This is a genomic window from uncultured Wocania sp., assembly GCF_964021735.1.
In the GTDB taxonomy this organism is placed as follows: domain Bacteria; phylum Bacteroidota; class Bacteroidia; order Flavobacteriales; family Flavobacteriaceae; genus Wocania_A.
In genome coordinates this window covers 1-12,875 of the sequence record NZ_CAXIBN010000092.1, presented here as the reverse complement: position 1 = coordinate 12,875, position 12,875 = coordinate 1, and the positions used below count along the sequence as shown (strand labels likewise).

The following is a 12,875-nucleotide window of genomic DNA, read 5'->3' as shown; positions in this document are numbered from 1 at the left end:
TTTATGAAATATTCTTAAGAAAGTATAAACATTTTTAATAGTTTCACGCATCTTTCTTACATTTATAACATAAACTAACTAATTTTTATGGAACTACTTAAACAATTCACTGCCGATTTTTCTAGTGCAGTTTGGGGATTGCCTTTGCTTATACTTCTTATTGGAGGCGGATTATATTTACTTATTCGATCAAAATTTGGAACGTTTCGTTTAATTGGTCATGCTATTCAAGTGCTTCGTGGCAAGTACGACGATCCAAACGATCCTGGGCAAATTAGCCATTTTCAGGCTTTAACCACAGCATTGTCATCTACTATTGGTATGGGGAATATTGCTGGTGTTGCAGTAGCGATTTCTATTGGTGGTCCTGGAGCTGTTTTTTGGATGTGGGTTAGTGCTGTAGTTGGTATGTCTACTAAATTTTTTACCTCAACTTTAGCAATCATGTTTAGAGGGAAGGATAGTAATGGCGAGTTACAAGGTGGCCCTATGTATTTTATTATGGAAGGTTTGGGCAAATCTTGGAAACCTCTAGCAATTATGTTTAGTGTTTGTGGTTTGGTTGGTGCTTTACCAGTTTTTAATGTTAATCAACTCACACAAGCTATAAATGATATTTTACTTGCACCTAATGGTGTTGAAGTTGGGTTTACTTCTAATTTAATTGTTGGTCTGGTGTTAGTTAGTATTACTGCTGTTGTTATTCTTGGTGGTATTGGACGTATTAGCAAAACAGCATCTAAACTTGTGCCTTCAATGGTATTGCTTTATTTTGTTTCTGTTATGATTATTTTGGTTGTAAATATTGAAGTGGTTCCTAAATATTTCGCCATGATTTTTACTGATGCTTTTGCTGCTAATAACTTTAAAGGCGATGCTTTTTTTGGTGGTCTTGTAGGAGGATTAATTTTACTAGGAATTAAGCGTGGAGCGTTTTCAAACGAAGCAGGTATTGGTACCGCACCTTTAGCGCATGGTGCAGCAAAAACCGATGAGCCTGTTCGCGAAGGTTTAGTGGCTATGCTTGGGCCAGCAATAGACACCTTAATTGTTTGTACACTTACCGCTTTAGCAATTTTAGTAACTGGAGTTTGGGAAACCACATCTGATAATGGTGTAAGTTTAACCGCCTCTGCTTTTGGCAATGCTATGCCAGGTTTTGGTAAGTATTTGTTGTTGGTTTGTATTGCAGTGTTTAGTATATCTTCGTTGTTTTCATTTTCATATTATGGTTCAAAATGTTTATCGTTTTTAATAGGAGCAGATAAAAAACATTATTATAACTATTTTTATATCGCTAGTATTATTTTAGGTGCTACAATGACGTTGGATATGATGATAAATCTTATCGATGGTGTATTCGCATTAATGGCTATTCCAACCATGTTGTCGACTATAATATTGGCTCCAAAAGTTGTAAAAGAATTAGCAGCATACAAAGCACGTTTAAAAGCAAATAAATTATGACCAATCAAGAAAAACCCAAAGCATACTGGAAAGAAAACATCAAAATTGTACTCATACTTTTAACCGTTTGGTTTTTGGTGTCTTTTGGTGCTGGTATTATATTCAAAGATGTTTTAAATGACATTAAAGTAGGCGGATTTAAACTCGGGTTTTGGTTTGCACAACAAGGCTCGATGTATGTGTTTGTCATCCTTATTTTTATATATGTTAGATTAATGAATAAATTGGATAAAAAATATGGTTATGATGAATAGTTTATTGATAGCTGAACAGATAAGCGTTCAAAATTGGACTTATATTTTAGTTGGCATTACCTTTACGTTATACATTGGAATAGCTATATGGTCGAGAGCGGGATCAACAAAAGAGTTTTATGTTGCTGGCGGAGGCGTTTCGCCTTTAGCCAACGGTATGGCTACCGCAGCCGATTGGATGAGTGCTGCTTCTTTTATTTCGATGGCAGGAATCATTTCATTTGCAGGATATGATGGTGCAGTATATTTGATGGGATGGACAGGAGGCTATGTGCTTTTAGCCTTGTTATTAGCACCATATTTGCGAAAGTTCGGAAAGTTTACAGTGCCTGACTTTATAGGTGATAGGTATTACTCGAAAACAGCACGTATTGTAGCCGTATTTTGTGCCTTATTAGTATCGTTTACTTATGTTGCAGGACAAATGCGTGGTGTTGGTATTGTATTTTCTCGTTTTTTAGAAGTCGATATAAATACAGGCGTTATTATAGGAATGCTTATCGTTTTATTTTATGCGGTTTTAGGTGGCATGAAAGGCATAACGTATACTCAAGTAGCTCAATATTGCGTGTTGATATTTGCTTTTATGGTACCTGCTATTTTTATTTCGATTCAAATGACAGAAAACCCGATTCCGCAATTAGGATTTGGAAGCGAATTAGCAGATGGTTCTGGAACCTATTTATTAGATAAATTAGATGGATTGAGTACAGAATTAGGTTTTAATGAATATACCGAAGGCTCAAAATCTTTAATCGATGTATTTGCTATTACACTAGCTTTAATGGTTGGTACAGCAGGATTACCACATGTTATTGTGCGTTTCTTTACTGTAAAACGCGTTAAAGATGCTCGTAAATCTGCTGGAATTGCGTTATTACTTATTGTAATTCTATATACCACAGCACCAGCTGTAGCTGCATTTGCTAGAACAAATATGATTGAAACCGTTTCAAATCAACCTTACACTAATGTACCTGAGTGGTTTAAAAAATGGGAAACTACGGGACTTATCACTTTCACTGACAAGAATGGAGATGGATTAATTACTTATGTAGCTGATGAAGGTAAAAATGAATTAGTAGTAGACAGAGACATTATGGTTTTAGCAAACCCAGAAATTGCGAAACTCCCAAATTGGGTTATTGCATTGGTTGCTGCAGGTGGGTTAGCAGCAGCATTATCTACAGCGGCGGGTTTATTGTTGGTAATTTCATCTTCGGTATCTCATGATTTAATAAAGAAAATTATAAAACCATCAATTTCTGAAAAAGGCGAATTAGTTGCAGCACGTTTATCTGCTGTTGGTGCGGTGTGTGTTGCTGGCTATTTTGGTATTAACCCACCAGGGTTTGTCGCTGCAGTTGTTGCACTGGCTTTTGGGTTGGCAGCAGCTTCTTTTTTTCCAGCTATTATTTTAGGTATCTTTTATAAGCGCATGAATAAAGAAGGTGCTATTGCTGGTATGGTGGTAGGTATTACTGCTATGTTATTATATATGATTAAATATAAACTAGGCTGGTTTGATGATGTTTTTCCAGATAAAAGCGAGTGGTGGTTTGGTATATCGCCAGAAGGCTTTGGTACGGTAGCTATGATACTAAATTTTATTGTTTCGATAGTTATTATGAAATTCACACCCGAGCCTCCAAAAGATGTTCAGGAGATTGTTGAAAATATTAGAATACCAAGTGGAGCAGGAGAAGCTACGCATTAATTGAAAACAGTTTTTATTATGTTTTTACAAGCCTTACCTTTTTTTTTATAATTATAAAAACAGCTAGAGAGAGTATTCCAAAAATTGAAAATCCAATAAATAATGGGAGTACTGAAGTTGTAACAAAATTACCAATGTAATTTGCAATAGGTACTGCCATTACTGTAGAAATAAAGCCATTTATTGCGGCACCAATACCAGCAATATGCCCCAAAGGTTGCATGGCTAAAGCACGTAAATTTCCAAACAAAAAGCCCACGGCAAAAAACTGTAGTGCAAAAAATCCTAATAAAACTTCAATACTTGGGTTTTCGCCAGAAGAAAACATAACCACATATAAAACCGAAATAACAGCGTAAGCTATACAAGAAACATAAGCAATTTTTAGCATGCCATATTTAACCACAAATCTGCTATTCAAAAAAGTAGCTAAACCAACTGAAATAGCTAAACTCGCAAATATATAAGGAAACATATCTGCCAAATTATATTGCTCTTGAAAAATTTGTTGCGACGTACTTAAATACACCATGAAAGAGCCTGTTATAAAACCAGAGATAAATGTAAATGCGACTGCATCTTTGTGTTTAAAAAACTCTTTTGTGCCATCAATAAAGAGGTGACTGGTAAACTTAATACGCTTGTCTTTTTTCAATGTTTCTGGTTGTCGTAACCAAAACCAAATCATTATTAAAACCCCAAATATTAAGTTAAAATAAAATACCGATTCCCAGTTGTAAAGATGAATTAAAAACTGACCTAGAGTTGGAGCAACTACTGGAACTAAAATGAAAAACATTACCACGATTGATAGTATTTTTGCCATATAATTACCGCTGTAGGAATCTCTAATCATAGAGATACTTAAACTTCTTGGAGACGACAACCCAATACCTTGTAGTATGCGCCCAACTATCATTATTTCAAAACTTTTAGTAGTCACGCAAATAATACTTGAAATAATAAAAACAATAAAGCCAATGTACACAATAGGCTTTCTTCCAAAACTATCAGATAATGGTCCAAAAAGAAGCTGTCCGAAACCTAAACCTAAAAAGATCATGGTAATAAGTAGTTGATTATTAGAAGGGTTTGTAACGCCTAATGCACTTCCTATTTCGGGTAATGCAGGTAATAAAGCATCAATAGATAAAGCAACGATAGACATTAATGAGGCCATTAAAGCTACAAATTCAAATTTGAAAGTGTTATTGTTTTGCATTGGGCAAAAATAGAGTAATTTAGTAGAGCAAAGTTAAATTTCAATGTTATTAACCAATATCAATATTGTTAAATTTTATATCAATAAAACATGTGTACAGAAACTTTAATAAAAATTTTTAATAGAGATTTAAATAAGCTAAAAATTGAAATTGAGTCTTATAAAAATGAAAAGAATTTATGGGTTTTAAAAGAAGGTATTAGTAATTCTGCTGGTAATTTATGCTTACATATTGTTGGAAATCTTAATCATTTTATTGGCACAGAATTTGGAAACACAGGCTATATAAGACAAAGAGATTTAGAGTTTTCGTTAAAAAATGTATCAAGAACAATCTTAATAAAACAAATAAATGAAGTTAGTTTAATTGTTACTAAAACGTTAAAAACCTTAACTCCAAATGATTTGCAAAAAGAATATTCGCGTCGTGTTTTTGAAGATAAAATGACCACAGAATTTTTCTTAACACATTTAGCTACGCATTTATCATATCATTTAGGACAAATAAACTATCATAGACGGGTATTAGACTTATAAGTTGTTTTTTGTTTTTATTCACAAATCAATTAGGTATTTAAAAACTTACCTTTGTAGCTTAAAGAAAATCTTTTTATGTCTTTTAAAAAATTAATTGAACCATTAGCCAATACACTTAACTATAAAGGATTTGAATCACCTTTACCACTTCAAAAACAAATCTTATCTAAAATAAAAGGAGGCGCAAGTTTATTTGTAATAGCTCCAGACGGCAGTGGTAAAACTTCAAGTATAGTAATTAGCATAATTCAGAAATTAAAAAAAGCTGTTGAAGATGCTCCAAGGGCTTTAATTTTTGTAAAAGATAAGCAAGCTGCTTTAAATTTAGAACTAGAATTTAATGCCTTTAAACGCGGTACCGATTTAAGAGTGTATTGCGCCTACGATGAGCATGATATAGATATACAGCGTGATGAAATTTACGAAGGCACAGATATAGTAATTGCAACACCTAAGCGTTTAAATAAGTTGTTTTACCTTAACGGAATTAATTTGAATAAGTTGCAAATATGTATTGTTGAAGATGCCAATTTTTTATTTAGAAATAATAATCTTGCTGAAGTTACACGCACGCCAGAAAGTATAGGTAAATGCCAATATCTTGTTTTTACAGATAAGTTCGATGCCCGTTATAAGCGTTGGCAAGACTCCTTTATGTATAATGCTCAAATTGTTAAAGTTTAGCTGAGACTTATTTACCTTTTAGTAATTTTAGTTTAAAGTTTGCGTAACTGTAAAGTCACTTTTAAATAGTGACTTTGCAAAAAAAACATGAACTTATTTTTAGCTATTTTTGGTGCTCTATTTTCTATTATGAATCCACTAGGAACAGTGCCCGTTTTTGTAGGATTAACAAAGCATAATACAAAAAAAGAACGTGCAATAACTGCCTTTTGGACAGCTATAGATGTTCTTGCTATTCTATTATTATCTTTTCATGCGGGAAAATATATTCTATCTTTTTTTGGAATAAGTTTAAATGCCTTAAAAATAGCTGGGGGTCTAATTATTGCTTCTTCAGGTTTTGCTTTGCTAACAGGTAAATTTAGCGAGCATAAAGGCATGAAACGAGATAAGGTGCAGAAAGATATTCATAGCAGGGAATCTATTTCGTTAACACCATTAGCTATTCCAATGCTTGCTGGCCCAGGTACTATTTCATTATTAATAGCTTACAATCAAGAGTTTCAACTTATAAACGAAATTACTATTATAGTCGCTGCTATGGTGTCAGTATCAGTAGTTATCTATTTTATTTTGAAAAGTTCACATTTAATTGTTCGAGTTCTAGGTGCATCAGGTATTAATGCACTTTCAAGAATTATAGGATTCATCATTATAGCTATAGGTATAGAATATATTATATCATCGCTAGTAGATATCATATCAAAACTAAATATAAATTAAGCTATAAAGGGATATTTCCATGTTTACGTTTCGGTGTTTCTACTTTTTTATCCTCTAACATACTAAAAGCTTTAATTAATTTCCGTCTGGTATCTTTTGGTAATATAACTTCATCAATAAAACCGCGTTGAGCAGCTCTATAGGGGTTAGCAAATTTTTCAGCATATTCGGCTTCTTTTTCTGCAAGTTTTTCAACGGGATTATCGGCATTAGCAATTTCTTTTTTAAAGATGATTTCACTGGCACCTTTAGCACCCATAACTGCTATTTCTGCTCCTGGCCATGCAAAGTTTAAGTCAGCCCCAATGTGTTTAGAATTCATAACATCGTAAGCACCACCATAAGCTTTTCTGGTAATTACAGTTACTCGTGGTACGGTAGCTTCACTTAAAGCATATAGTAGTTTTGCACCATGAACTATAATGCCATTCCACTCTTGGTCGGTCCCTGGTAAAAACCCTGGTACATCTACCAAAACAAGTAGTGGAATATTGAAACAGTCACAAAAGCGCGTAAAACGTGCCGCTTTTTTTGAACTTTTAACACCTAAAACACCTGCTAAAAATTGTGGTTGATTAGCAATTATACCTATGCTTCGTCCAGCTAAACGCGCAAAACCTACTATAATATTTTCAGCATAATCTTTATGGATTTCGTAAAAAGAATCTGTATCAATAATACCAGAAATTACCTCGTGCATATCATAAGGTTTATTGGGGTTATCGGGTACTATATCGGATAAAACATCTCTTATCTCATCATTAAGTTTAAACTCTAGCTTAGCTGTTTTTTGCGTGTTATTTTGGGGTAAATAGCTTATAAGTGTTTTTAAATCTTCTAAGCATTCAATATCGTTTGCAGAGGTTTTATGAGCTACTCCAGATTTTGATGCATGTGTGTAAGCACCACCTAACTCTTCACTAGTTACCTCTTCATTAGTTACCGTTTTTACAACATTTGGTCCCGTAACAAACATGTAGCTTGTATTTTCAACCATCATTGTAAAATCGGTCATTGCTGGCGAATACACTGCGCCTCCAGCACAAGGGCCCATAATAGCTGAAATTTGAGGAACAACGCCAGAAGCTTGTACATTTCTATAAAAAATATCGGCATAACCTCCCAAAGAACGTACACCTTCTTGAATTCGTGCACCACCAGAGTCATTAAGTCCAATTATTGGAGCTCCGACTTTAACTGCCATATCCATAATTTTACAGATTTTTTCGGCATGTGTTTCAGATAAAGCGCCACCAAACACCGTGAAATCTTGTGCATAAACATAAACTAGCCGACCATTTATTGTGCCATAGCCCGTTATAACGCCATCACCATAATAAATTTCATTTTCCATTCCAAAATCGGTAGTTCTATGGGTTACTAAAGCTCCAATTTCTTCAAAAGAGCCTTCGTCCATTAAATAGTTTACACGTTCTCTAGCGGTTAGTTTTTTCTTAGTGTGTTGCTTGTCTATACGTTTTTGTCCGCCTCCTAAGTGAGCTAACGCGATACGTTCGTTTAACTTATTTATTTTATTTTGTTTAGGATCCATATTTTATCTTTTGTTGTTGAGCACGTAGCTCTGAAAACTGTGACTAATTAGGTAATCGTAATTGTTTTTGGTCTTTCAAATATTGCTTTAAAGCTATTAGTGCAGCAATTCTTGCTTCATTTTCTGCTTTTTTATGTAAAGTTTCTGGGGCGTAATAATTTTTCACAAAATGAGTGTCGAAATTTCCAGAACGAAACGCTTCGTGCTCACAAACATATTTACCAAAGGGTAAGGTGGTTTCTACACCTTCAACATGATAATTTTCAATGGCTTTTATCATTAGTTGAATAGCTTCTTCGCGGGTTTTTCCGTAAGTGATTAATTTTGAAAGCATCGGGTCGTAATAAATAGGAATATCCATACCTTCTTCGAACCCATTATCTACACGAATATTTTCACCAACAGGTATTTTGTACACATCTAAGCGACCAACACTTGGTAAGAAATTGTTTAAAGGATCTTCGGCGTAAACACGCAATTCTAAGGCATGACCATTAATTTTTAAATCGTTTTGCTTTATTTTAAGTGACTCACCTCGAGCTACTCGAATTTGAAGTTCCACCAAATCTACACCAGAAATTAATTCGGTTACAGGGTGTTCTACTTGTAATCTGGTATTCATTTCTAGAAAATAGAAATTATGATTGGCATCTAATAGGAATTCTACAGTTCCTGCTCCTAAATAATCACAAGATTTTGCTACTTTAATAGCAGCTTCTCCCATTTCATTTCTCAATTTTTGACTTAAAACTGATGATGGTGCTTCTTCAACCACTTTTTGATGCCGTCGTTGTATACTGCATTCACGTTCAAAAAAGTGCAAGATATTACCATGACTATCTGCCATAACCTGTATTTCGATATGTCGTGGTGAAGTCACATATTTTTCAATAAATACGGAGCCATCTCCAAAGGCAGAAGTGGCTTCGCTTATGGCACGTTTCATTTGTTCTTCAACATCTTTTTCTTTATCTACTACTCGCATACCTTTACCGCCACCACCTGCTGCTGCTTTAATAAGAATAGGGAATCCTATTTGTTTTGCAATCTTAATAGCTTCGTTAGGGTCTGTAACGGCTCTATCTACACCAGGAACCATAGGGATATTATAATCTTTCACAGCCTCTTTGGCAGCTAATTTATCCCCCATCATGTGTATGGCTTTAGAGCGTGGTCCAATAAAGGTAATGTTGTTTTTTTCGGCAAGTTCTGCAAAATCTGCATTTTCACTCAAGAAACCATACCCTGGATGAATCGCATCTACATGTAGTTGTTTTGCAACTTCAATAATTTTGTCTCCTCTTAAATACGACTGATTTGAAGGTGCTTTACCAATACAAACAGCTTCGTCTGCAAATTTTACATGAGGTGCATTTCTGTCGGCAGTAGAAAATACAGCTACTGTTTTAATACCCATTTTTTGAGCCGTTTTCATAACTCTAATGGCAATTTCACCCCTGTTTGCAATTAATATTTTTTTCATTGAAAAAATCTATTTTTTTAAACTAAACTTATATATTTTCAAGACACTTCGACTGCGCTCAGTGTCGACATTTTGAAATAGATTGGCTTTAATTACTTAAACTCAATTAAGAGCTGATTTTTTTCTACAGCGTCACCTTTGTTTACCGAAATAGATTTGATAACACCATCTCTTGGAGACGTAATTATGTTTTCCATTTTCATAGCTTCAAGAATTAAGAGCGTATCATCTTCTTTAACTTCTTGGTTTATTTGAATACTTATATCTAAAATTAAACCAGGCATTGGTGCTTTAATAGAATTTACATGTTTTGTTGAGCTAATAGCAAACCCCATGTCTTTTATTAAAGCATCTAAATCATTAAAAATGTTTACGTTATATGAGTTGTTGTTAACTTTTACTTTATATGATTTTGAATTAAAGTCTGTTTCAATAATTTCTGAGTTATAAGATTTATTATGCTGAAGAATATGAAATTTAGATTCAGAAACTGGCAAAGCATCAAGACTTAAAATATCATCTTCTTTAATTTCAAAATTAAAAGTATTATTTACATTGGTTTTGAAAATCTTATTCATGAGTATGGAAATTGGTTCATTGTAAATATAATTATAATGCTCTAGAATTTATTTTTTAGTAACGTAAATTTAAATAACTACAATATATAAATATATGATTTACATCATGTTCGAAAATATAAACTACGTTTTAAAATTAGAATTTTCTTGATGTCGCTTTATTGCTTTTTTTGATAGAACAATGCCAATGAAAAGAGATACAAATGCACCAACCCAAATACCAGGAACAAAATCTATAAACAAGAAAAAATCGTATGCTCCATGAAAAATTATGGCTAATAATAGTCCTGTTAAATTTAGTATTATTCTATTATTTGAGAATTTAGCTTTACCCATATAATACCCCATTAAAATACCAAATGTAGCATGGGCAGGCACTGCTGTAAAAGCTCTAATTAGTGCGGTTTGATAGCCACCTTCTAACACATAAAAAACATTTTCGGTTGCAGCAAAACCCATCGATACCATAACGGCGTAAACAATGCCATCAAAAGGTTCGTTAAAACTTTTGTTTTTTTGAGCATAATAGCGAACAATTATATACTTGCTAAATTCTTCGGTTAGACCAACCACTAAAAAGGCTTTTATAAATTGTTGAAATATACTTGTGTGATCTGTTAATGGTAAAACATAATCAAACACATAATAGATGATGGTAGTGACAATAATGCTTAAAATGGCACCTAATAGAAAATTATAAAGAAGAAGTTTCTTAGGTTCTTTTTCGTATTTATCCTTGAAATAAATGTAGATTATAATTATAAAAACTGGAGCAACAGCAAAGAGTAATAAATTCATTTATGAAAAGTAATTAAAACTTAACAATACTTAAAATGTTTCGTAATACTATTTCGTAGTATGATTTATTTGAAGCTACAAAATGATTATTGATACCGATGTTTTTTATGAGTTGTTTAAATTCAATAATTGATACTAGTTTTAAAGCTTCAACTTCTTCAACTTGAGGTGTTAATTGAGAAAGTGGAGTTTTTAATTCTGAAATAAATGTGTGATGAAACTCGTTGTCGATAATACCATTTTTATAAGTTTGAAAACATTCAAAAACACCTATTTTATTTAAGTCTTTTTTAGAGATTTTTAATCCAATTTCTTCTTTAGTTTCTCTAACAGCTGCTTGCTTTATTGTTTCACCAGTATCTACGTGTCCTGCCACAGATACATCCCAAAGTAAAGGGCAAACATCTTTTTTTGCCGATCGTTGAGACAATAGAATATCTCCACAGCTCGTATAAAACCAAACATGAACTGTGTTATGGTAATATCCTTTTTGATGGATAACCGATTTAAGTACAGATTCACCCGTAGGTTTACCTTGTAAGTTAATAATATCTATGTATTCGTCCATTATAAAAAAACAAACATCATCCTGTATTTGTAAAGCAACGTAGCAATCTATTAAATAACAACAGATTGCTACTAACTAAAGGTTTTGCAATGATGTTTAATTTAATTTTTATTCAAAATAACTAAAAGTCTCGCCGTCTTTTATGTTAAGTAATGTTTCGTAAATAAGCTTAATTACATTTTCTACATCATCTCTATGTACCATCTCTACGGTGGTATGCATATAGCGTAACGGTAACGAAATTAGCGCTGAAGCAACGCCACCATTACTGTAAGCAAAGGCATCAGTATCGGTTCCTGTCGCTCTTGATAATGCAGAACGCTGGAAAGGTATCTTTTTAGCTTCGGCAGTTTCTGTAATTAAATCACGTAACTTTTGTTGTACCGCAGGTGCATAAGCTACAACGGGACCTTTACCCAATTCTAAATGACCTTCCTTTTTCTTTTCAATCATTGGTGTTGTGGTATCGTGCGTCACATCGGTAACAATAGCCACATTTGGTTTAATGGTGTGTGTTATCATTTCTGCACCACGTAAGCCAATTTCTTCTTGAACAGAATTGGTTATATATAAGCCAAAAGGTAAAGTTTTTTTATTTTCTTTAAGTAATCGTGCTACTTCGGCAATCATAAAACCCCCCATGCGATTATCTAAAGCGCGACAAACAAAATTGTCTTTATTTAGAATATGAAACTCATCTGGATACGTAATTACACAACCAACATGAATACCAAGTTTCTCGATTTCTTCTTTTGTTTTACAACCGCAATCAATAAAAATATTATCTGGTTTTGGTGCTTCTTCTTTCGATTTATTACGCGTATGGATTGCTGGCCAACCAAAAACACCCTTTACAATGCCTTTTTTGGTGTGAATATTTACAATTTTACTCGGTGCAATTTGGTGGTCGCTTCCGCCATTCCTAATCACATAAATTAATCCGTTATCAGAAATATAATTAACATACCACGAAATTTCATCGGCATGTCCTTCAATAACCACTTTGTATTTTGCTTTTGGGTTAATTACACCAACTGCTGTACCGTAAGTATCGGTAATAAATTCATCAACATAAGGTTTTAGGTAATCCATCCACAGTTTTTGCCCGGTCCATTCGTAACCTGTCGGCGCTGCATTGTTTAAATATTTTTCTAAAAAGTCTATCGATTTTTTGTTAAGAATGCTCTTTTTTGCCATGTTTAAAAGTTTTGCACTAAAATAATAATATAAAATGTAAATGATTGATTAAAACTAACTCTTATTATGAAAAGTTTTTGGGCGTTACCCCGAAA

Annotated in this window: 13 protein-coding genes; 6 read left to right on the top strand and 7 right to left on the bottom strand. The window is 33.4% G+C overall.

Annotated elements, in window-relative coordinates:
• Nucleotides 1–87: 87 nt before the first annotated feature.
• From AADI82_RS09525 to AADI82_RS09515, 3 genes are read left to right on the top strand one after another with little or no spacing between them, the layout of a single operon-like run.
• Nucleotides 88–1,467: an alanine/glycine:cation symporter family protein gene (locus tag AADI82_RS09525; protein WP_341216214.1), complete on the top strand. Its 1,380-nt coding sequence runs from the start codon at nt 88–90 to the stop codon at nt 1,465–1,467.
• Nucleotides 1,464–1,721 (top strand): DUF4212 domain-containing protein, encoded by a 258-nt coding sequence (locus AADI82_RS09520; RefSeq protein WP_341216213.1) that lies wholly within the window; start codon nt 1,464–1,466, stop codon nt 1,719–1,721. Before AADI82_RS09525 ends, AADI82_RS09520 begins: the two co-directional genes overlap by 4 nt.
• A 19-nt stretch (nt 1,722–1,740) precedes the next feature.
• Complete coding sequence (locus AADI82_RS09515) at nt 1,741–3,438, top strand: sodium:solute symporter family protein (protein WP_341216215.1); 1,698 nt, start codon at nt 1,741–1,743, stop codon at nt 3,436–3,438.
• A gap of 16 nt (nt 3,439–3,454) precedes the next feature.
• On the opposite strand, the gene AADI82_RS09510 is transcribed toward AADI82_RS09515, so the two are convergent.
• Nucleotides 3,455–4,660, bottom strand: a complete 1,206-nt coding sequence (locus AADI82_RS09510; protein WP_341216212.1) for a multidrug effflux MFS transporter — start codon at nt 4,658–4,660, stop codon at nt 3,455–3,457.
• Nucleotides 4,661–4,750: 90 nt separating this feature from the next.
• Here AADI82_RS09510 and AADI82_RS09505 point away from each other — a divergent pair, with 90 nt between their 5' ends.
• The 3 genes from AADI82_RS09505 to AADI82_RS09495 all read left to right on the top strand — a co-directional run bounded on the left by AADI82_RS09505 (nt 4,751) and on the right by AADI82_RS09495 (nt 6,604).
• Entirely contained in the window at nt 4,751–5,197 is a 447-nt protein-coding gene (locus tag AADI82_RS09505; protein ID WP_341216211.1) for a DUF1572 family protein, read from the top strand.
• Nucleotides 5,198–5,272: 75 nt separating this feature from the next.
• The gene (locus AADI82_RS09500; protein ID WP_341216210.1) at nt 5,273–5,881 is read left to right on the top strand and encodes a DEAD/DEAH box helicase; all 609 of its coding nucleotides are present in this window, start codon (nt 5,273–5,275) and stop codon (nt 5,879–5,881) included.
• Nucleotides 5,882–5,968: 87 nt separating this feature from the next.
• Nucleotides 5,969–6,604, top strand: a complete 636-nt coding sequence (locus tag AADI82_RS09495; protein WP_341216209.1) for a MarC family NAAT transporter — start codon at nt 5,969–5,971, stop codon at nt 6,602–6,604.
• A 1-nt stretch (nt 6,605) separates the two neighbouring features.
• Here the strand turns inward: AADI82_RS09495 and AADI82_RS09490 are convergent, their stop codons facing one another.
• From AADI82_RS09490 to AADI82_RS09465, 6 genes are all read right to left on the bottom strand, one after another.
• Complete coding sequence (locus AADI82_RS09490) at nt 6,606–8,156, bottom strand: acyl-CoA carboxylase subunit beta (RefSeq protein ID WP_341216208.1); 1,551 nt, start codon at nt 8,154–8,156, stop codon at nt 6,606–6,608.
• Between the two features lie 43 nt (nt 8,157–8,199).
• Nucleotides 8,200–9,639 carry an acetyl-CoA carboxylase biotin carboxylase subunit gene (gene accC, locus AADI82_RS09485; protein WP_341216207.1) on the bottom strand — a complete coding sequence of 480 codons (1,440 nt, stop codon included), beginning with the start codon at nt 9,637–9,639 and terminating at the stop codon, nt 8,200–8,202.
• Between the two features lie 92 nt (nt 9,640–9,731).
• Nucleotides 9,732–10,217, bottom strand: a complete 486-nt coding sequence (locus tag AADI82_RS09480; protein ID WP_341216206.1) for an acetyl-CoA carboxylase biotin carboxyl carrier protein subunit — start codon at nt 10,215–10,217, stop codon at nt 9,732–9,734.
• 123 nt (nt 10,218–10,340) lie between these two features.
• A complete protein-coding gene (locus AADI82_RS09475; RefSeq protein WP_341216205.1) occupies nt 10,341–11,015 on the bottom strand; it encodes a YhfC family glutamic-type intramembrane protease in 675 nt (224 codons plus the stop codon).
• Between the two features lie 13 nt (nt 11,016–11,028).
• The gene (locus AADI82_RS09470; RefSeq protein WP_341216204.1) at nt 11,029–11,583 is read right to left on the bottom strand and encodes an NUDIX domain-containing protein; all 555 of its coding nucleotides are present in this window, start codon (nt 11,581–11,583) and stop codon (nt 11,029–11,031) included.
• Between the two features lie 108 nt (nt 11,584–11,691).
• Nucleotides 11,692–12,780 (bottom strand): M42 family metallopeptidase, encoded by a 1,089-nt coding sequence (locus tag AADI82_RS09465; protein ID WP_341216203.1) that lies wholly within the window; start codon nt 12,778–12,780, stop codon nt 11,692–11,694.
• Nucleotides 12,781–12,875 lie beyond the last annotated feature (95 nt).

Bases quoted from the DNA above. Each gene is read 5' to 3' on its own strand.
- AADI82_RS09525 (WP_341216214.1), top strand. From the start codon at position 88: ATGGAACTACTTAAACAATTCACTGCCGATTTTTCTAGTGCAGTTTGG.
- AADI82_RS09520 (WP_341216213.1), top strand. From the start codon at position 1,464: ATGACCAATCAAGAAAAACCCAAAGCATACTGGAAAGAAAACATCAAA.
- AADI82_RS09510 (WP_341216212.1), bottom strand. From the start codon at position 4,660: ATGCAAAACAATAACACTTTCAAATTTGAATTTGTAGCTTTAATGGCC.
- AADI82_RS09505 (WP_341216211.1), top strand. From the start codon at position 4,751: ATGTGTACAGAAACTTTAATAAAAATTTTTAATAGAGATTTAAATAAG.
- AADI82_RS09500 (WP_341216210.1), top strand. From the start codon at position 5,273: ATGTCTTTTAAAAAATTAATTGAACCATTAGCCAATACACTTAACTAT.
- AADI82_RS09495 (WP_341216209.1), top strand. From the start codon at position 5,969: ATGAACTTATTTTTAGCTATTTTTGGTGCTCTATTTTCTATTATGAAT.
- AADI82_RS09490 (WP_341216208.1), bottom strand. From the start codon at position 8,156: ATGGATCCTAAACAAAATAAAATAAATAAGTTAAACGAACGTATCGCG.
- accC (WP_341216207.1), bottom strand. From the start codon at position 9,639: ATGAAAAAAATATTAATTGCAAACAGGGGTGAAATTGCCATTAGAGTT.
- AADI82_RS09480 (WP_341216206.1), bottom strand. From the start codon at position 10,217: ATGAATAAGATTTTCAAAACCAATGTAAATAATACTTTTAATTTTGAA.
- AADI82_RS09475 (WP_341216205.1), bottom strand. From the start codon at position 11,015: ATGAATTTATTACTCTTTGCTGTTGCTCCAGTTTTTATAATTATAATC.
- AADI82_RS09470 (WP_341216204.1), bottom strand. From the start codon at position 11,583: ATGGACGAATACATAGATATTATTAACTTACAAGGTAAACCTACGGGT.
- AADI82_RS09465 (WP_341216203.1), bottom strand. From the start codon at position 12,780: ATGGCAAAAAAGAGCATTCTTAACAAAAAATCGATAGACTTTTTAGAA.